We start from the raw sequence: 17,818 nt of genomic DNA on the forward strand, positions 1-17,818 counted from the left end.
TCAGATGCGGTGACGCATGGGAACCCAGTCGGCGAGCAGGATGGCCCGCTCACCGGGGGTGGGCTCGCTGCCCTTGCGGATGGGGCCCACGTAGTGGCTGACGAGGTGGTCCGTGATGGCGTACGCCTCCAGCGGCCGTTCCATGTTGAACTCGGCCAGCCGGTCCGCCGGCGGGACGTCCTCGGGCTGCTTGCCGCGGTACTCGGGCGTGGCGATCAGGTTGGCGCCGCCCTCGGCGTTGTCGCGGTAGATCAGGTGGGCGAAGACGTAGGGCTCGCCGTCCTGGTGCAGTTCGTTGGGGGAGGAGACGGCCTCGTGCTCGTCGTCCTCGATGTGCAGCTTGATCAGGTGGACGCCGACGTAGAGCGGCCAGACGGAGTCGTCCTCGTTCCAGCGGGTCTGCGAGAAGTCGAACTGGATCATGTCCAGCAGCAGCTTGTTCCGGCAGATCTCGTCGCTGATGGCGGGGAGGTTCCGGGTGACGCCGACGTACTCGGGGTTGTTGTCGCCCTGGTAGTAGCCGTTCATGCCCTCGCGGGCCTGGCTTTCCGTGGCCGGCATCCAGAAGAATTCCTTGGACCACGGAAGGAAAACACCGCGGGCGTATCGCCGGTAACGCCCGGAACCCGGTGCGTACGGGTCTTCCGGAAGATCGTCGTACGCGGCCCTGAGTGCCTTGTAGTTCTCGTCCTGCTCAGTAATTCCGAAATGGGTTTGCAAATCCCAGCGGTCATATCCCTGAGCAGAGAGAGTCGAGTGGTCTACGGGCATGGCAGAAAGTTCCCCCTGTGAGCCATTGGCACTGACGAAATTGGACGCTAGCGCACAGAGGCAAACGTGATCAATGTGACTCAGGCCACAGAAGTGGCACCGAACAAGCGTACGAATCTTTGTATGAGCAGGTCAGCTGGGGTGGCGAAGACTTCTCGCCATGTCCGAATAGTGAGCTAATTTGGCTGACATTCTGCTGTCCGGATCCATGAGGAAGTGTTTCCCGGTGATCTCAAAATGGACATCTGCTGCGTGACTGTACAGATCGCGGTGGTGGCCTGGAAAAAGCCTTGCGTTCGCCTGTAATTCATTGACAGTCGTCGTCGGCCGGGTTAGCGTCCTTGATCGGCAAGCCACACAACTTGGGGGAACAGTGTCGAACCACGTCGAAGAGCAGATCTCCGCGGTCCTGAAGGAGGTCGCCGAACTTCCCGACTCCTTCACCATCTCGCCCGACCAGGAGCTCAAGTCGGACCTGAACATCGATTCGCTGAAGCTGATCGACGTCATCGTCCAGGTGGAGGCGGCCCTGGACGTCGAGATCGGGGACGAGTTCTCCCGCGACCTCGTCACGGTCGCGGACCTCCAGCGCTACGTCGGCGAGCAGATCGCCGCCTGACGCACCCGCGAGCCCACCAGCCTCCCGTCCCAGAGGGTCGTGTTGTTCTCTTTCAGCCTCGGCCGGGTCGCGCTGTGCGCGCCCGAGCACTCAGCAGCGCAGGACGACGAGCTCGCCGGTCTGCCGCAGGACCTCCCGGAGGTCGTCGGCACCTCCGGTGACCAGTTCCGCGACTCGTTCACCCGGCTCTGCCTCTATCTCGTCCTCACCACCGGCGAAGCCTCCGGGGAGCGGTCGGACGACACCGTCGTGATCGGCACCGAGTACGGCAACACCGCCGCCCTCGCGCGCCTCCAGCGCGACGCGGCGGCCAAGGGCCGGCTCCTGTCCGCCCAGTACTTTCCCAACGCCACCTCCAGTTCGGCGTCGGCGTTCGTCAACCTCCGCATCGGCTCGACCGGCCGCAACATGACGGTCAACGCCGGCCCGCTCACTCCCGTGACCGTCCTGTGGCAGGCGCTGTCCGCCCTCGACCGCGGCCGGTCCGGCACCAGCCGGGTGCTCATCGGCGACGTGTACGCGCCCGAGGCCGTCCTGGACGCGGGCCTCGACACGCCGGACGCCCCCTGCACCTCCGGCGTCGTCCACGCCGCCCTGCTGCACGGGGACGACTTCACCGCCGAGTTCGCCTTCGGCGCGGACGACACCGCTCCCGGCACTCCGCTGCGCGCCGTCCGCCGCCGCGCGGCGGCGGCGGCGGCCGGAGCGGCGCGGGAGCCGGCACCCGACGCGGAGCCGGCCGTCTTCGCCGACCGCAACGGCGCCTTCGCGGCCCACCACTTCATGGGCGTGCTCAAGGAACTGCGCCCCGCCGAGCAGGCCGTCCTCGAATGCCGCGCGCCGGACGGCCGCCACGCCACCGTGACGGTGACCCGCCGCCCGGCGAACAGCACCGATGGGAGGACCTGGTGAGCCAGGAAGCGACACGGGTCTTCGTGACCGGACTCGGCATCATCTCGCCCGCGGGCGCGGGCACCGGCCCCTTCTGGGACGACCTGTGCGCGGGCAGGAGCCGCTTCGAGGAGCTGGCACCGCTGTACGCGGGCATGAAGCCCGGCATCCTCGGCGGCCGCGTCCCGCAGGCCGCCCGCGAGGCCGCCCTGGAGCGCGTCGGCGCGGCCACCCGCGCCAACCCCCGGTCCGCCTCCGTCTTCGCCGAGTTCGCGGCGCTGGAGGCCCTCCGGGACGCCGGGCTCGAACCCGGCGGCGAGGCGCTGCGCAACGCCGTCGTCTGCGTGGGCAGCAGCGACGGACAGGCGGACGCCCTGGAGGACATCGTCGCCGGACGGCGCGACATCGCCCGTACGGGCTCCTTCAACCCCTACACGATCGCCGACGGCGTGGCCCGCACCGCGGGCTCCGCAGGCCCCGCCTTCCTCGTGCAGAGCACCTGCGCCTCCGCCAACGTCGCCCTCTCCTGCGCCCTGGAGATGCTGCGCGCGGGCGTCGCCGACACGGCCGTCGTCGGGGGCTGCGACCCGTACTCCGAGAAGAACATCATCGGGTTCAACACCCTCCAGGCCATCGGCCCCGCGCAGTGCCGCCCGTTCAGCCGGAACCGGCGCTACGTCACCCCCTCGGAGGGCGCGGGCATGCTGGTCCTCCAGACCGAGCGGGCCCTGCGCCCCGGCGCCACGCCCTACGCCGAGGTGCTCGCCACCGCGGTGAGCAACGACGCCAGCCACCCCACCGCGCCCGACCGCGACGGGGTCGCCGCCTGCCACCGCCGGGCCCTCGACGAGGCCGGTCTGAAGGCCGGCGACATCGACGTGATCTTCGCCCACGGCACCGGCAGCCGCGCCAACGACACCATCGAGGGCGGCATCTTCGCGGAGCAGTACCCGGATGCGGCGATCACGGCGATCAAGGGCACCATCGGTCACCTGATGGGCGCCGCCGGGGCGGCCGGGGCCGTGGCCGCGTGCCTGACCCTGCGCCACCGCCTGGTGCCGCCGACCACGGTGGACCGCGACGACGTCGAACTCGACATCAACCTCGTCACCGGGCAGCCGCTCGCCCTTCCGGAGCTGCGGCACGTGCAGAACAACGCCTTCGGCTTCGGCGGCAACAACGCGATCAGCATCTTCCGGAGCGTGGGATGACGCTGCCCTCCTCGCTCACCGGGGACGCGGCGGTGCTGCGGCTGGACACCGACGGACCACTCGCGGTCCTCACCATGGACAGCCCGCCCATGAACCTCTTCGACGAGGGCATGTGGGCGGCCTGGGCGGACGCGGTCGATCACCTGGCCGCGCACCCGCCCCGGGCGCTCCTCGTCCGCGCCGAGGGGCGCGTGGTCAGCGCGGGCGTCGACGTCCGCGTCTTCGACGAACTGGCCGACGAGGACGCCGCGTCCTTCTGGGAGGCCCGGCTGGCCACCGTCCGGACGCTGGAGGCACTGCCCTGCCCCACCGTGTTCGCGGCGCACTCGCTCACCCTGACCGCGGCCTTCGAGCTCGCCCTGGCGTGCGACCTGATCGTCGCCACGCCCCAGGCCCGGTTCGGACTGGTGGAGCGCAAGATCGCCTTCACGCCGGCGATGGGCGGCACCCAGCGCCTGGCCGAACGGGCCGGGCCCTCGCGCGCCCGCGAGCTCGTCATGACGGGCGACCTCTACCGCGGCTCCGTCCTCGCCGACTGGGGCGTCGTCAACGCCCTGTTCCCGCCGGAGACGTTCCGGGAGGACGCCCACGCGTACGCCCTGCGCCTGGCCGCCGGACCGACCCGCGCCCACGCGGCCACCAAGCACCTCGTGCGCCGCTTCCTGGCCGGCGGCACCGCCGCGGCCGACGCGGCCGTGCCGGCCACCGCCGCCGAGGTCACCGCCACCGCGGACCACCGGCGTGCGGTGAAGGCGTTCCTGGCGGACGGCCCGGAGCACACCACGGTCTACGAGGGCCGCTGAGCGGCCGGTCCGCGGGCGGCCCCGGGCCGCCCGCGGGGGTCAGCCGAGGGCGAGGGCCTGCACGCGGTCGTAGGCGCCGTTGAACCGGTTGTGGTCTCCCACGATCGGGCCGGTGGAGGTGTACTGCCACATCGTGTGGTACGCCCAGCCGGCCGGGAGTTCACCGACGGTGGTGTGGTAGCGGGCCACCCACAGCGGGTTCGAGGCGCCGAAGCCGCCGTGGTTGCCGGTGCACTGCTTCCACCAGCTCGTGGCGGTGTAGATCACCGCGTCGCGGCCCGTGCGGTACTTGTAGCGGTTCAGGAAGTCGCGGATCCAGCCCACCATCGCCGACGGGCTCTTGCCGTAGCAGGCGCTGCCGTACGGGTTCCACTCGATGTCGAGCGCGCCCGGCAGGGTCCTGCCGTCGCGGGACCAGCCGCCGCCGTGGTCCACGAAGAAGTCGGCCTGGGCGGCGCCGCCCGTGGTGTCGGGGGTGGCGAAGTGGTAGGCGCCGCGGATCATGCCGACGCCGTACGAGCCGTTGTACTGCTGCGCGAACCAGGGGTTCCGGTAGTACGTCCCCTCGGTGGCCTTCACGTAGGCCCAGCGCACACCGCTGGTCCACAGGGAGGACCAGGCGACCTCGCCCTGGTGGCTGGAGACGTCCACGCCCTCGGTCTGCGCGGCGCGGGAGGCGGGCGGCAGCCCGCCGGTGCCGTCATGGGCGGGGACGCCCATGCCCATGTACGCGCTGCCCCGGGCGGGCCTGTCGGCGGCGCTCGCCGCGCCCGGGAGGGTCAGGAGGAGAGCCAGGACGGAGAGCAGGGCCGCGGCGGCGACCCCGCCGCGGCCGGTGGTTCCGGATCTGTGCACGGGCATGGCGTGCCTCCGAAGTGGGGGGAGCCCAGGGCTCGGGAGCCGGCATGTCCTGGTGTGGACATGTCAGAATGCTCCTCACGCTACGCACGTAGAACGGCGCCGCGGAAGGGGACCGGACGCCGCCGTTGGTCTACGCCTGCGAAATACTGTGCACGCTGCGGCGACGTCTGCCGCCGGCGCAAACTTTCAGAACCGGAAAAGCGCGCGAGGGGTGCTGACGTGCACGGAAGCGGTACGGCGAACGAACCGGACCAGGAATTCCTGGCCCTCGAACGGGAATTGGCCGTCTTCCTGCGCCGCGCCCGCGCCCAGTCGGGCGAAATGGCCCGCGAGGTCCACCCCGAGCTGGAGCCCGCCGCGTACGGCCTGCTCGTACGTCTCGACGCCACCGGCAGCCAGCGCGCCACCGAACTCGCCGGGTACTTCGGCGTGGGCAAGGCGACGATGAGCCGCCAGCTGCGCGCCCTGGAGGACCTCGGGCTGGTCACCCGCGACCCCGACCCCGCCGACGGCCGGGCCTCCCTCGTCCGCCTCACCGAGGAGGGCCGCGCCCGCTTCCGCCGCGTCCGCGACGCCCGCCGCGAGCGCTACCGCCGCAAGCTCGCCGGCTGGGACCGCGCCGAGGTCGCCGAACTGGCCCGGCTGCTCCACCAGCTGAACACCGGTGCGGAGGACGCTCCCTGAGCCCGGTGCGCGCCCCGGCCGGGGCGCCGTGCCGCGCGGCGCGGCACCGAGCGGGGGCGACACCCTCGACGGCGGCCGCGGGCCCGCGGTGTACCGGGCGGCCCACGGCCCGCTCCGGCGCGGCGGAGGGCGCTGACAGCCGGACGTGGCGCGTCGTCGCCCCGGGCCCGCTCCGGTGTGCCGGCAGGGCGTCTACAGCTCGACGTAGACCGCCGTCGCGTCGTCGTGCTGCTTGCCGCGCCGCCGCAGGCGCGTACGCGCCACCTCTTCCACCGCCTCCACCGCGCCGGCCGCATCCGCCGCACCCTCGGCGCCGGCCGTCTCCAGTGCGCGCACCCGCGCGATCAGCCCCCGCGGGCCCTCCTTGCGCAGCACGCCGAAGCAGTCCGCCCAGTCACCCGCCGCGAACCGCTCCGTCCAGCGGGTCGCCCCGTCCGTCAGCGCGGCCAGCGCCCGCACCTCGTGCAGCGGCGTACGGCCCGTCACCGCCCGCGCGGCCACGGACGGGTCGGCCGCCGCGGTGAAGAAGCCGCCCTCCCGGTTGCGTACGGTCGCGTCGGCGATCTCCTGGGTCGCGAGCGCACCGGGCGGCAGCCGGTCCAGCCGGTCGTCCCGCACGGCCCGTACCGACCCGTCGGGGGACTCCAGCAGCAGCACCGAGTCGGACAGCACCAGGTGTTCCAGTGACGCGGTGTCCCAGCGGGCCAGGACCACGGTTGCCTGAGGCGTGCGGACGTGAGAAAGGTCACACGTGCCGCGATGGGCGTCCGCGGTGCGCCGGATTGCCTCCGCGAGGATGGAGGGCAGCGTCAGGTCCGGGCGCGAAGCGGACAGTTCGGTCAGCGCGCCGCCGAGCCGCGCGGTGAACCACGGGACCGGGTGCACACAACCGACGTCGCCCGCCAGGGGGGTCACCCCGTCCAGGACGACCACCGCTCCGCCCCGGCCCGACGCCGGTACGGCCACGGAAGCCCAGTCCTCGTTGGGGCGTTCCGGGTCACCCGGGACGCAGGAGATCTCGGTGTGCATGGGCCCCAGTGTGCCGCAGGCGCACGACTTCTTCGCGCGGCCGACAAAGGCCCGGAGCGCCGCCGTCGCGAGCGGGCCGGAGGGGCCGGACGGCCGGACCGGGCCCGGAGCACCGGGCCCCGGGAAGGTGCGGGCGCGCATCCTGCCAAAGCCCGCGCGGAAGATCCAGCCCGCCTCCGGCGGGGCCCCACGGCGGGCTCCCACGCGAGTTGTTCGCCAACTCCGGCATGTTGTTCACTCGTTCGGGTGGCGGAGTGGCCGATGCGTGCTGCCTACCCAAAACCGCTGGAATGGTCGGAAGCCGTACCAGGGGTGGGACATCACGTAGGTGAACGGCCGTCACCTCTGCTTCATGGGTGGACGAGTTCAAGAATGTGAGCACCGGTGCAGAAGCGCAGTGACACTCCCGGCGACCCTCAGCAGGCACCGGGGGGCCGCGGCGTACGGGTCCGCCGCCGGCTCGTGGCCGGCGTGGCACTCGTCGGCATCACCGTCATAGGAGCCGGCGCCCCCGCCGTCCTCACCGCCTCCGCGGACCTCACGGACTCCCAGCGGCTGGTGACCCTCGCCCAGCTCAACCGGCAGGCCGTCACCCTCGCCCACTCGCTCGCCGACGAGCGCGACGAGGTCACCGCGTACATCGCCGCCGGCCGGGACGACAAGGACCGCGCGCCCGCCGTCGGGGCCGAGCACAGCGCCCGGGTCGACCGCCAGATCGACGAGATCGCCGCCGACGGCTCCGACGCCCCCGAGGACCTGCGCCGCGAACTGGCCACCGTCGCCTCCGTCCGCCGCGCCGCCCTCACCGGCAAGGGCACCGCCATGGACGCCCACAGGGCGTACACCGAGGTGATCGCCAAGCTCCAGGCCCTCGCGGCCGAGCTCGCCGACAGGACCCCCGCCCGCGCCGCCGACGCCGGCACCCGCGCAGCCGCCGAGCTGGGCCACGCCGTCGAACAGGCCTCCGCCACCCGCGGTCTGCTCCTCGCCGCCCTCGCGGTCCCCGGCGGCGACGGCTCCGGCACCACCGTCTACGACCCCGTGACCGGGCGCTACGTCGAGGAGAAGGACCCGGCGGACGAGGAGGCCGGCCGCACCCGCGGCGCGCTCACCGCCGCCGCCCAGCAGGCCCGCGTCCGCGAACAGGCCGCCCTCGCCGACTTCGACCAGGCCGCCGCGCCCGCCGCCCGCGACCGGCTCGCCGGGACCGTCACCGGGCCCGAGGTGAAGAAGGCCGAGACCTACCTCGCACGCCTCACCGACCAGCCCGAGCTGTCCGACGCCGACCGCAGGACCGACGACGAGAAGCTCGCCGCCGCGCTCACCGCCCGCATCGAGCAGATGCGCGGCGTCGAGTCGGCGCTCGCCACCGGCGAGGTCGCGGGCATGGAGCGGCTGCGGGACGACGACGTCACCGCCCTGGAGCTGCGCATCGCGCTCCTCGGCGGCTGCCTGCTCGTCGCGATCGGCATCTCCACCGCCGTCGCCCGCACCCTCACCCGGCCCCTCGCCGTCCTGCGCCTCGGCGCAGCCCGGCTCGCCGCCGCGCCCGAGACGGAGGAGCCGGTCCGCTTCACCGGCCGCAACGACGAGTTCGCCCAGGTCGTCCGGTCCCTGAACACCCTGCACGGCAGGCTCGTCGAGCTCGCCGGCCGGGCCGAGGCCCTGGACGCCGAGCGCACCGACGCGGTGGCCGCCCGGGAGGCCCTCGCCGCCGAGCTCGCCGGCCAGCGCGCGGAACTGCGCGAGCGGACCGAGCGGGTCACCGCCGAGCTGGAGCGGCTGCGCAGCAGCGTCCACCACACCTTCGTCAACCTCTCCCTGCGCACGCTGGGCCTCGTCGAACGGCAGCTCGCCGTCATCGAGAAGCTGGAGGAGCGCGAGCAGGACCCGGAGCGGCTCGCCACGCTCTTCCGGCTCGACCACATGGCCACGGTCATGCGGCGCCACAGCGAGAACCTCCTCGTCCTCGCCGGGCACGAGCACAACCACGCCCACCAGGGCCCGGTCCCGCTGGTCGACGTGCTGCGCGCGGCGGTCAGCGAGATCGAGCGGTACGAGCGCGTCACCATCCAGTCGCTGCCGCCGCACTCGTACGTGGCGGGCTTCGCCGCGGACGACCTCAGCCACCTGCTCGCGGAACTGCTGGAGAACGCCACCTCGTTCTCGCCGCCGGAGACCAAGGTGCAGCTCTCGGGCTGGCTGCTGGAGAGCGGCGAGGTCATGCTCTCCGTGCAGGACGAGGGCATCGGCATGACCGGGAGCCGCCTCGCCGAGCTGAACGCCCGGCTGGCCGACCCGGACCCCGACGGCCGGGACCCCGCCGGCGAGGAGGGCGAGGGCCTCGGACTGCGGGTGGCCGCGCTGCTGGCGGCGCGGCACGGCGTGCGCGTACAGCTGCGGGAGCAGAAGCAGGGCGGCGTGACGGCGGTCGTCGTCCTGCCGCCGGCGCTGCTGCCCTCGGCCCCGCAGGCGGCCGCGGCGGCCGCGGCGACGCTGCACCTGCCGGGTTCGGTCGCCGAGGCCAACTCCAACACGCTGCCGGGTGCGCGCACGGCGTGCGAGGAAGGGACCGCGCCCGCAGCCGGCTCCGCCGACCCGCTGGTGGCGGCCGCGGAGTCCGCGGTCCGGGAGGCCGGGGAGCCGTCGGAGCACCCGGCCGGCCCGGAGGACCCGGAGCAGGCGGGTCCCGAGACCACCCTCCAGGTCCGCGCCCCGCGCATCGGCGACGAGCGGCCCGGGACGGACCGCACGGAGCACGACCGCGCCGCGGCTGACGGCGCCGAGGCCGGCACCGAGGACGACGCCACCGCGGGCCACCGCGCCGAGGCCGGCACCGAGGACGACGCCACCGCGGGCCACCGCGCCGCGCAGGACGGCACCGCGGACGACGGCGCCGGGGACGACGACGGTGCGTGGCACGACCGGGCCGACGGCGGCCTCGCAGGGCCCGCCACGGCCGCCGACGCGGTCCACGAGCGGGCTCCCGAGCCGGAGGGCACCGAGCCGGAGGGCGCGGGGCCGGAGGACACCGGGCCGGTGCAGCGTGTCACCGACAAGGGCCTGCCCAAGCGCACGCCCAGGATCGTGGCGACGTCCGAGCCGCGCGCCCCGCGCGCGGGCGGCGTCGACGCCGAGGCGCTGCGCCGCCGGCTCGGCGGGTTCCACCGCGGTGCGCAGGAGGGCCGCCGCGACGCCGAGGCGGAGATCGCCCAGGCGCCGGCAGCCCGGACGGAAGAGACAGAAGAGACGGGGGACACAGTCGAGGAGGCACGCAGTTGACTGCGACGACCGGCACACCCGGGCTGAGCAGCGAGGCCCGCAATCTGCACTGGCTGCTGGGGAACCTCGTCGAGGAGGTGCCAGGAGTCCGGTCCGTAGCCGTCGTGTCGTCCGACGGGCTGCTCCTGCTCTCGTCCGACCCGGCGCAGAACACCCCCGCCCCGGCCGCCGCCCCCGCCTCCCGCCGCCGGCCCGACGGTCCTCGCGGCTCCAGCGCGGACCTCGCCACCATCGTCTCCGGCCTGGGCAGCCTCACCGTGGGCGCCGCCCGGCTGATGGACGGCGGGGCGGTCAAGCAGACCATGGTCGCCATGGAGGAGGGCAGCGTGTTCGTGATGTCGATCAGCGACGGCTCGCTGCTCGGCGTGCACGCCGACCCGGACTGCGACATGAGCGTCATCGCGTACCACATGGCGCTGTTCGTCGGACGCGCCGGACACGTGCTCACCCCCGAACTCCGCAGCGAGCTGCGCCAGTCCTTGGAGGCCGCCCAGTGATGTCCGCCGCTGCCGCCGCCGGAAGGCTGCCCGTACGAGGGGAGGGGCGCCGCCCTGCCCGCGTCCGCCCGTACTCGCTCACCGGCGGCCGTACCCGCTTCGGCCACGTCCTGCTCGTCGAGACGTTCGTGGCCGCGTTGGAGGCGCCCGAGGACCGGGGGCGCAAGGAGCTGGCGAACGGCGGGCTCGCCCGCGTGATGCCCGAGATGCGGGCCATCGTCGAGCTCTGCCGCCGGATGCGTACGGTCGCGGAGATCTCCGCGCTGCTGAAGATGCCGTTGGGGGTCGTCCGGGTGCTGCTCAGTGACCTGGCCGACCAGGGGAGGATACGTGTGTACGGGACCAGCCACGGCACCGGCCGGCCCGACCGCGCACTGCTCGAAAGGGTGCTGGGTGGACTCCGTCGTCTCTGACGTCTCCGACGAGAAGCTGCAGTCCTGGGAACTGGACCGCGACCGCGCCCCGATCGCCACCAAGGTGGTGGTCGCCGGGGGCTTCGGCGTCGGCAAGACGACCTTCGTCGGGTCGGTCTCCGAGATCACCCCGCTGCAGACCGAAGCGCTGATGACACAGGCCAGCGAGGAGACGGACGACCTCACCGCGACGCCCGGCAAGACCACGACGACCGTCGCGATGGACTTCGGCCGCATCACCCTCGACGACGACCTCGTCCTGTACGTCTTCGGCACGCCGGGCCAGCAGCGCTTCTGGTTCATGTGGGACGACCTGGTGCGCGGCGCGATCGGCGCGGTCGTGATGGCCGACACCCGGCGGCTGACGGACTGCTTCCCGGCGCTCGACTACTTCGAGAGCTGCGGCCTGCCGTACGTCGTGGCCGTCAACCACTTCGAGGGGACCGAGCTGTTCGACGCCGAGGACGTCCGGGAGGCGCTCACCGTGCCGAAGGACGTCCCGATCGTGATCATGGATGCCCGGCAGCGGGACACCGTGATCGAGTCCCTGCTGGCGCTGGTCGCCCGCGCGCTCGAAACCACCCCCGAGTAACGAGTAACGAGTAAGGAACCCCCTCCCGATGCGGAAGATACTCATCGTCGGAGCCGGCCAGTCCGGTCTCCAGCTGGCCCTCGGACTCCAGGCGCAGGGGTACGAGGTCACCCTGATGTCCAACCGCACGGCGGACGAGATCCGGGCGGGCCGGGTCATGTCCACGCAGTGCATGTTCCACACGGCGCTCCAGCACGAGCGGGACCTCGGTATCAACTTCTGGGAGTCGCAGGCCCCGCGGATCGAGGGGCTCGGCGTGTCCGTCGCCGCCCCGGACGCCTCCCGCGCCGTCGACTGGGTGGGCAGGCTGGACGGGTACGCGCAGTCCGTCGACCAGCGGGTGAAGATGGCCGGCTGGATGGAGACGTTCGCCCAGCGCGGCGGCCAGCTCGTCATCCACGGGGCGGCCGTCTCCGACCTCGACTACTTCTCGCGCACGTACGACCTGGTGCTGGTCTCGGCCGGCAAGGGCGAGCTGGTCTCGATGTTCGAGCGGGACGCCGAGCGCTCCCCGTACGCCGAGCCGCAGCGGGCGCTGGCGGTCGCCTACGTCCACGGGCTCGGCCCGCGCCCGGAGCACCCGGAGTTCGACGCCGTGCGGTGCAACCTGGTGCCGGGGGTCGGCGAGCTGTTCGTGATGCCGACGCTCACCACGTCGGGGCGTGCCGACATCCTCTTCTGGGAGGGCATCCCGGGCGGGCCGCTGGACGTCTTCCAGGGCGTGAAGGACCCGCGTGAGCACCTGGCGCTCACGCTGGAGCTGCTGGAGAAGTTCCTGCCGTGGGAGTACGCGCGGACGGCCGGGGTCGAACTGACCGACGCCAACGGCACCCTGTCGGGCCGGTACGCGCCCACCGTGCGCAAGCCGATCGGCCGGCTGCCGGGCGGCGGGCTGGTCCTCGGTGTCGCGGACGTCGTCGTGGCCAACGACCCGATCACCGGCCAGGGCTCCAACTCGGCGTCCAAGTGCGCGGCGGCCTACCTCGACGCGATCGTGTCGCACGGCGACCGGCCGTTCGACGAGGCGTGGATGCAGGCGACGTTCGACCGCTACTGGGAGACGGCGCGGCACGTCACCAAGTGGACCAACGCCATGCTGGCCCCTCCGCCGGAGCACGTGTTGAACCTCATCGGCGCGGCGGGCGGCCTGCCGGACGTGGCGAACCGTTTCGCGAACGGTTTCAACGACCCGTCGGACTTCGAGAACTTCTTCTACGACCCGGAGAAGACCGCCGCCTACCTGGCCTCGGTCACCGCCCCCTGACGACCGGCGGCCCGCACCGGGGGACCACGCCGCCGCGCGGCGTGGTCCCTTCGGCTTGCGGCGTCACGAGGCGTCGTACCCCGTGTCCGGGCCCGCCGAGGCGGCCGGGGCCAGGCGCGGTGGCGTGTAGGTGCGCAGCGGGCGGGCCTCCGGATCCGGGCGGACCGCGCCCAGCACGGGGTTCGCGGCGAGCGGGGAGACCTTGACGCGGGCGCCCGGGCGCGGGGCCTGGATGACCATGCCGTCGCCCAGGTAGATCGCCACGTGCGTGGCCTTGGGGAAGTACACGACCAGATCGCCGGGCCGCAGCGCCCGCAGCGGCACCTTCGGGAGCGTGCGCCACTGCTCCTGGCTGGTGCGCGGGATCGCCCGCCCCGCCCGCGCCCAGGCCCGCGAGGTGAGGCCCGAGCAGTCGAAGGACTCCGGGCCCTCCGCGCCCCACTCGTACGGCTTGCCGATCTGCTCGGCGGCGTACTCCAGCGCCTCGTCGCCCTCCTCCGACGGGGTCCGGGCGCCGTCCAGCCCTCCTCCGGCGAGCAACTCGCGCTGTGCGTCCGCCGTCTGCGACTCCTCCAGCGCCGAGACCTCCGCGGCCTCCTCCTCCGACATCGAGGCGAGCATCTCCTCGACCTCCTTCAGCCGCGCCTGTGCCTCGTCGCGTGCCGCGCGCCGCAGCTCGGTGAGCGTCTGCTCCCGGTCCAGGGCCCGGCGCGACCGCGTCGCCAGCGCGTCCGCCCGCCGCTCCCCGCGCTCCAGCCGGGCCACCGCCGACGCCTGTTCGCGCGCCGCGCGCCGCACCAGGCGGGCCTGGTCCAGCGCGTGGTGGGGATCGCGCCCCAGCAGCAGCCGCAGCGCCGAGGAGAGTTCCGTACGCCCCTGGTACTGCGCCCGGGCCAGCCGCCCCGCCTCGGCGCGGCTGCGGGCCAGCTCGCCGCGGACCCGTGTCAGGTCCCCGGTCAGCCTCTTCGTCTCGGCGGCGTGCGCCTTCAGCGCCTCCTCGGCGGCGTTGTACGCCTCGCTCGCCTCCTCCGCCTCCCGGTACAGCGTCCGGAGCCGGGTGAGCAGTCCGGCGACGGCCGGCCGGTCCGGCGGCGACCCGCCGGCCGGGCCGGATGCGCCGGGCGCGGGCTCGCCCGGTTCCGCTCCGCCCGGGGCGGATCCGCCCGGTACGGGTTCGTCCGGGACCGACGCGCTCGGGCCCGGCTCGTCCGGCACGGGGTCGGCCGCGACCGGCAGGGCGCCGGTGACCACCAGCACCGCCGCCGTGCACGCCGCACGCAGCAGTTTTCCTGACACGCCATCACCTCCGCCCGCCATCCTGCGGCCGCAATGGTGTGAATAACCGACTACTGGGCGGTTCGGGGCACCGTGTTCACCCGACAGGCAGCGCGTAGAAGGTCCGGTCCCGCCGCACCAGCACGGTCCGCGGCCCGGCGGCCAGGGCCGTGTACGGCGCCGAGGTCTCCTGGCCGCCCGGCTCCCGGACGCCCGCGTCCTGGAACTTCCACAGCCGCCGCCCGTCCGCCGCCCCGAACGCCGTGACCTGCGTCCCGTCCGCCGCCAGCACCAGCCGGCCGCCCGCGCCGACGGTCACCCCCGGCACCTTCGGACGCGGCGGCGCCTCCGTCCCGCGCTGCCAGCGCGGCCTGCCGGTCGCCGGGTCCAGGGCGTACACCGTCTGGAAGCGGTTGGCGACGTAGAGGGTGGTGTCGTGCAGCGCGCCGCCGCCGAAGACGAACGGCGGCGCCCCGGCGACGGCCGCCGCGCCCTCCAGCCGCCACAGCAGCGCGCGGCTGCGCGTGTCGTACGCGTGCAGGTCGTCGCCGACCGGCACGAACAGCCGCCCGGAGGCGTCCCCGACCGCCGGCGCGGTCGGCAGCGCGGTCCCGAACGGCCGGAACCACTGGCGCGCGCCGGTGACCCGGTCGTACGAGGTGAAGACCGCCAGCCCCTTGGCCGCCTTGCGCTGGGCCGGGGTGACCGACTCCGCGTCCTGCCGCACGACGACGCCGTCGGGGCGGACGGCGACCACCGCGTACACGGGGGTGTGCGGGGGACGGCCGGCCGGCACGGGCGCCCGCCACAGCTCCTTGCGGCGCACGGCGTCGTAGGCGACGAGGCGGGTGGCCGCCCCGGCGGTGGCGGTGAACCAGACGGTGGTCCCGGCCTGCCCGGCGACGGAGGACACCGCGAGGCCGCCCGTCCCGTGCGGTGCCCGGTGCGCGACCGTACCGTCCTTGGCCGAGAGCCACCGCAGCTCGGTGGGCGTGACGACGAGGAGCAGGCCGTCCCCGGCGGGGAGGGCGGCTGCCGGGGACCCGGAGCCGGCCGCCCGCCACAGCCGCTCGCCCGTGGCGAGGTCCACCGCCGTGGTGTGGGCGTCGGAGGTGAGGACCAGGGTGCGCTCGCGCCAGACGGTGGCGTTGAGGACGCCGCCCGGGGTGGCCTCGTGCGTGTACGCCCAGCGCGGCTCGGGCGGCAGACCGGGCACGGCGGGGCGCCGGCGGGCGGCGGGCCTCGGGGCGGTCGGCTCCTCGCCGCCGGACGCGAGGGCGACGACACCGCCCCCGAGGACCGCTCCGGCGAGCCCGGCACCGATCCCCGTGAACAGGGCCCGCCGGGAGACGGGGGCGGCGGCCCGCGACGCCGGGGCCGGGGCGGCGGACGCGGGGGGCGCGGGCGGGGCGGGCGGCGTCGGCGGGGCCGGCGGCCGGGCCGCGACGAGTTCGGTGGTGCCACGGTCCCCGGAGGTGCGCTGCGGACCCACCCGTCCCACGCGCACGGTCCGGGCGTCCAGCCCGTCGCCGGGGGCGGCGGCGGACGCCTCCGCCGGTGCGGCCGGGGACGGCTGCTCGGGGCGGGGGACCGGGTCCGGGACGCGGTCCTGCGGCGCCCGGCGGGCCGGGGCCTTCAGCCACGCGGTCCGGGAGTCGCGCTCGCCGATCGCCGTCACCACCCGGTCCGGCAGCCAGCCGGGCCGGGCCAGGGACGCGGCGCCCTCCAGCGCGAGGGCCGTCGCCACGCGCGAGGCGGTGGGGCGGGCACCGGGCGCCTTGGCCAGGCACTCGGCGATCACCGGTCGCAGCGCCTCCGGAACCGCCGTCAGGTCCGGTTCGGCGGTCGCGATGTCGGAGGCGTCCGGCAGCGGGGCCGTGCCGGTCGCCGCGTACGCCAGGAGCAGGCCGAGGACGAAGACGTCCGCCGGCGGCCCCGGTTCCTCGCCCGCCGCCTGCTCGGGGGTGAGGTAGCCGAGCCGGACCGACAGCTGTCCGCCGGGGCGCGCCTCCGCGGCCGCCGCCGCGCCCAGCGCGCCGAACGCGGTCAGCCGCGGCCCGTCCGCGGCCAGCAGCACCGTGTCGGGCGCGAGGCCGTGCAGGACGGTGCCGGTGGCGTGGACCCGCGACAGGCTCTCGGCGAGGCCCGCGCCCAGGACCCGCACCGTCTTCTCCGGCAGCGGCCCGGCGAGGGCCACCGCCTCGCCGAGGGTGAGCGCCGGGACGTAGGCGGTGGCCGTCCACAGTCCCGGGCCCTCGCCGTCCCCGGTCGCGTCGCCCTCGGCGATGCCCAGCGGCTGCGGTACCCAGCGGCCCGCGAGCAGCTCGGCCAGCCGGTACTCGGCCACGAACCGGCGGCGGAAGGCGGGGAGTCCGGCGAGCTCGGGCCGCGGCACGGTCACGACGGCCCGCGCGCCGTCGCCGTCCCGCGCCACGTACTGCACGGCGCCGGCCGACTCGCGGCACCGCGCGAGGACCGTGTACGGGCCGACCCGGCCCGGGTCCCCGCCGGACGACGGCGCGGACGGCGACAGCGACGGCGACGGCTCCATGCGGAAGCTCCCCCCTGGTGGCACGACTCCCGCGATCCTATTGCCCGCGGGGCCCCGACCAGGGCCACTTGAGCTCGCGCCGCTCACGGCCCCCCGGCGCGTACTCGTACTTCCAGCCCCGCTGGAGCCCAAGCCGCTTGGTGTACCCCGACGGGACGCGGCGGTAGGCGTGCACGGCCGGAGGGCCGCCGTCGTCCGCGGGGACGGGGACCACGTACCACTTGGGGGGATGGCCGGTGAGGCCGGTCAGCACCGGCAGGACCCGGCCGTCCAGCGGACCGCCGTAGAAGGGGGTGTTCTCGCTTCGCACGCAGCAAGTGTCACAGGAGGTGCGCGGCGTCGCTCACCACGGGGACGACGCGGCGCGCCAGCGTGCCCACCGGCCCCTGCGCCGTCTCCTGCCCCAGCAGCACCGCCACCGCGTCCGCGGTCTGCCCGTCGGTCGCGGCCGTCGCCACCAGCAGCGCCACGAGGTGGTCGACCAGCCAGGACCGCAGCTCGGCGGCGGGCGGCCGCTTCTCCTCGTCCAGCCAGATGAGCGACGCCGCCTCGACCGCCGCGATCCAGGTGCGCACCATCATCCGCAGCCGGGGGCCGGGCTCCGGTACGCCGAGGTGCAGCAGGATCTGCTCGGCGGCGGCCCGCCGCACCTCGTCCACGATGGCGGTCGTCCGGGAGGTCTCGGCGACGCTGCCGCCCTGGAGCAGCGCGCTGAACCCGGCGTCGTGCTCGTCGACGAAGGCGAGGTAGCGGTCGAGGACCCGGGCGAGCCGCTCGGTCGGCGGCCCCGCGGCCGGCTCGGCGAAGCACAGCTCCAGCTCGTCGGCGGCCGAGCGCAGGGCGGCCTCGTACAACTCCTGCTTGCCGCCGGGGAAGTAGCGGTAGACCAGCGGCCGCGAGACACCGGCCGCCTCGGCGACGTCGTCCAGCGAGACGTCCTCCGGCGCCCGGTGCGCGAAGAGCGAGAGGGACACACCGAGGAGCTGGGTGCGGCGCTCCTGGACACTGAGCCGTCGGTACGCGGGCGTCGCGGCACTGGTCATGTCCGCAGCGTAGCTCCGTCCCCCGCACGGGG

At 74.5% G+C, this 17,818-nt stretch carries 17 protein-coding genes; 10 read left to right on the top strand and 7 right to left on the bottom strand.

Features of this window, described 5'->3' with window-relative positions; genetic code table 11:
* Complete coding sequence (locus ACIA79_RS27255; RefSeq protein ID WP_399430992.1) at positions 1 to 771, bottom strand: 2OG-Fe dioxygenase family protein; 771 nt, start codon at positions 769 to 771, stop codon at positions 1 to 3.
* A gap of 373 nt (positions 772 to 1,144) precedes the next feature.
* Between ACIA79_RS27255 and ACIA79_RS27260 the strand changes: the two genes are divergently transcribed.
* From ACIA79_RS27260 to ACIA79_RS27275, 4 genes are read left to right on the top strand one after another with little or no spacing between them, the layout of a single operon-like run.
* Positions 1,145 to 1,390 (top strand): acyl carrier protein, encoded by a 246-nt coding sequence (locus ACIA79_RS27260; RefSeq protein WP_399430994.1) that lies wholly within the window; start codon positions 1,145 to 1,147, stop codon positions 1,388 to 1,390.
* A gap of 42 nt (positions 1,391 to 1,432) precedes the next feature.
* Entirely contained in the window at positions 1,433 to 2,302 is an 870-nt protein-coding gene (locus ACIA79_RS27265; protein WP_399430995.1) for a hypothetical protein, read from the top strand.
* Positions 2,299 to 3,492, top strand: a complete 1,194-nt coding sequence (locus ACIA79_RS27270) for a beta-ketoacyl synthase N-terminal-like domain-containing protein (RefSeq protein ID WP_399430996.1) — start codon at positions 2,299 to 2,301, stop codon at positions 3,490 to 3,492. Before ACIA79_RS27265 ends, ACIA79_RS27270 begins: the two co-directional genes overlap by 4 nt.
* Positions 3,489 to 4,295 carry an enoyl-CoA hydratase/isomerase family protein gene (locus ACIA79_RS27275; protein WP_399430997.1) on the top strand — a complete coding sequence of 269 codons (807 nt, stop codon included), beginning with the start codon at positions 3,489 to 3,491 and terminating at the stop codon, positions 4,293 to 4,295. Before ACIA79_RS27270 ends, ACIA79_RS27275 begins: the two co-directional genes overlap by 4 nt.
* A gap of 39 nt (positions 4,296 to 4,334) precedes the next feature.
* Here ACIA79_RS27275 and ACIA79_RS27280 read toward each other — a convergent pair whose 3' ends face one another.
* On the bottom strand, positions 4,335 to 5,156 hold the full coding sequence (locus ACIA79_RS27280; RefSeq protein WP_399430998.1) for a lysozyme: 822 nt from the start codon (positions 5,154 to 5,156) through the stop codon (positions 4,335 to 4,337).
* A 219-nt stretch (positions 5,157 to 5,375) separates the two neighbouring features.
* On the opposite strand from ACIA79_RS27280, the gene ACIA79_RS27285 reads away from it, so the two are divergent.
* Entirely contained in the window at positions 5,376 to 5,840 is a 465-nt protein-coding gene (locus ACIA79_RS27285) for a MarR family winged helix-turn-helix transcriptional regulator (protein WP_399430999.1), read from the top strand.
* A gap of 192 nt (positions 5,841 to 6,032) precedes the next feature.
* On the opposite strand, the gene ACIA79_RS27290 is transcribed toward ACIA79_RS27285, so the two are convergent.
* Positions 6,033 to 6,869 (bottom strand): hypothetical protein, encoded by an 837-nt coding sequence (locus ACIA79_RS27290; RefSeq protein WP_399431000.1) that lies wholly within the window; start codon positions 6,867 to 6,869, stop codon positions 6,033 to 6,035.
* A gap of 384 nt (positions 6,870 to 7,253) precedes the next feature.
* On the opposite strand from ACIA79_RS27290, the gene ACIA79_RS27295 reads away from it, so the two are divergent.
* From ACIA79_RS27295 to ACIA79_RS27315, 5 genes are read left to right on the top strand one after another with little or no spacing between them, the layout of a single operon-like run.
* Positions 7,254 to 10,151 carry a nitrate- and nitrite sensing domain-containing protein gene (locus tag ACIA79_RS27295; RefSeq protein ID WP_399431001.1) on the top strand — a complete coding sequence of 966 codons (2,898 nt, stop codon included), beginning with the start codon at positions 7,254 to 7,256 and terminating at the stop codon, positions 10,149 to 10,151.
* The gene (locus tag ACIA79_RS27300) at positions 10,148 to 10,648 is read left to right on the top strand and encodes a roadblock/LC7 domain-containing protein (RefSeq protein ID WP_399431002.1); all 501 of its coding nucleotides are present in this window, start codon (positions 10,148 to 10,150) and stop codon (positions 10,646 to 10,648) included. Before ACIA79_RS27295 ends, ACIA79_RS27300 begins: the two co-directional genes overlap by 4 nt.
* Entirely contained in the window at positions 10,648 to 11,061 is a 414-nt protein-coding gene (locus ACIA79_RS27305; RefSeq protein WP_399431003.1) for a DUF742 domain-containing protein, read from the top strand. The genes ACIA79_RS27300 and ACIA79_RS27305 overlap by 1 nt, the downstream gene beginning before the upstream one ends.
* Entirely contained in the window at positions 11,042 to 11,653 is a 612-nt protein-coding gene (locus tag ACIA79_RS27310; RefSeq protein ID WP_399431004.1) for a GTP-binding protein, read from the top strand. The genes ACIA79_RS27305 and ACIA79_RS27310 overlap by 20 nt, the downstream gene beginning before the upstream one ends.
* A gap of 28 nt (positions 11,654 to 11,681) precedes the next feature.
* On the top strand, positions 11,682 to 12,917 hold the full coding sequence (locus ACIA79_RS27315; RefSeq protein WP_399431005.1) for a styrene monooxygenase/indole monooxygenase family protein: 1,236 nt from the start codon (positions 11,682 to 11,684) through the stop codon (positions 12,915 to 12,917).
* A gap of 63 nt (positions 12,918 to 12,980) precedes the next feature.
* On the opposite strand, the gene ACIA79_RS27320 is transcribed toward ACIA79_RS27315, so the two are convergent.
* From ACIA79_RS27320 to ACIA79_RS27335, 4 genes are all read right to left on the bottom strand, one after another.
* On the bottom strand, positions 12,981 to 14,213 hold the full coding sequence (locus ACIA79_RS27320; RefSeq protein ID WP_399431006.1) for an NlpC/P60 family protein: 1,233 nt from the start codon (positions 14,211 to 14,213) through the stop codon (positions 12,981 to 12,983).
* 76 nt (positions 14,214 to 14,289) lie between these two features.
* On the bottom strand, positions 14,290 to 16,743 hold the full coding sequence (locus ACIA79_RS27325; RefSeq protein WP_399431007.1) for a PQQ-binding-like beta-propeller repeat protein: 2,454 nt from the start codon (positions 16,741 to 16,743) through the stop codon (positions 14,290 to 14,292).
* Between the two features lie 37 nt (positions 16,744 to 16,780).
* Complete coding sequence (locus tag ACIA79_RS27330) at positions 16,781 to 17,053, bottom strand: hypothetical protein (protein ID WP_399431008.1); 273 nt, start codon at positions 17,051 to 17,053, stop codon at positions 16,781 to 16,783.
* Positions 17,054 to 17,063: 10 nt separating this feature from the next.
* Positions 17,064 to 17,786, bottom strand: coding sequence for a TetR/AcrR family transcriptional regulator (locus ACIA79_RS27335; RefSeq protein ID WP_399431009.1), 723 nt, complete (start codon positions 17,784 to 17,786; stop codon positions 17,064 to 17,066).
* Between the last annotated feature and the right edge of the window lie 32 nt (positions 17,787 to 17,818).

The organism is Streptomyces sp. NPDC051310 (genome assembly GCF_044455245.1).
Taxonomy (GTDB): domain Bacteria; phylum Actinomycetota; class Actinomycetes; order Streptomycetales; family Streptomycetaceae; genus Streptomyces.

Excerpts from the sequence above, each read along its gene's own strand:
- ACIA79_RS27255 (WP_399430992.1), bottom strand. The coding sequence starts at position 771 with ATGCCCGTAGACCACTCGACTCTCTCTGCTCAGGGATATGACCGCTGG.
- ACIA79_RS27275 (WP_399430997.1), top strand. The coding sequence starts at position 3,489 with ATGACGCTGCCCTCCTCGCTCACCGGGGACGCGGCGGTGCTGCGGCTG.
- ACIA79_RS27280 (WP_399430998.1), bottom strand. The coding sequence starts at position 5,156 with ATGCCCGTGCACAGATCCGGAACCACCGGCCGCGGCGGGGTCGCCGCC.
- ACIA79_RS27290 (WP_399431000.1), bottom strand. The coding sequence starts at position 6,869 with ATGCACACCGAGATCTCCTGCGTCCCGGGTGACCCGGAACGCCCCAAC.
- ACIA79_RS27305 (WP_399431003.1), top strand. The coding sequence starts at position 10,648 with ATGTCCGCCGCTGCCGCCGCCGGAAGGCTGCCCGTACGAGGGGAGGGG.
- ACIA79_RS27315 (WP_399431005.1), top strand. The coding sequence starts at position 11,682 with ATGCGGAAGATACTCATCGTCGGAGCCGGCCAGTCCGGTCTCCAGCTG.
- ACIA79_RS27325 (WP_399431007.1), bottom strand. The coding sequence starts at position 16,743 with ATGGAGCCGTCGCCGTCGCTGTCGCCGTCCGCGCCGTCGTCCGGCGGG.
- ACIA79_RS27335 (WP_399431009.1), bottom strand. The coding sequence starts at position 17,786 with ATGACCAGTGCCGCGACGCCCGCGTACCGACGGCTCAGTGTCCAGGAG.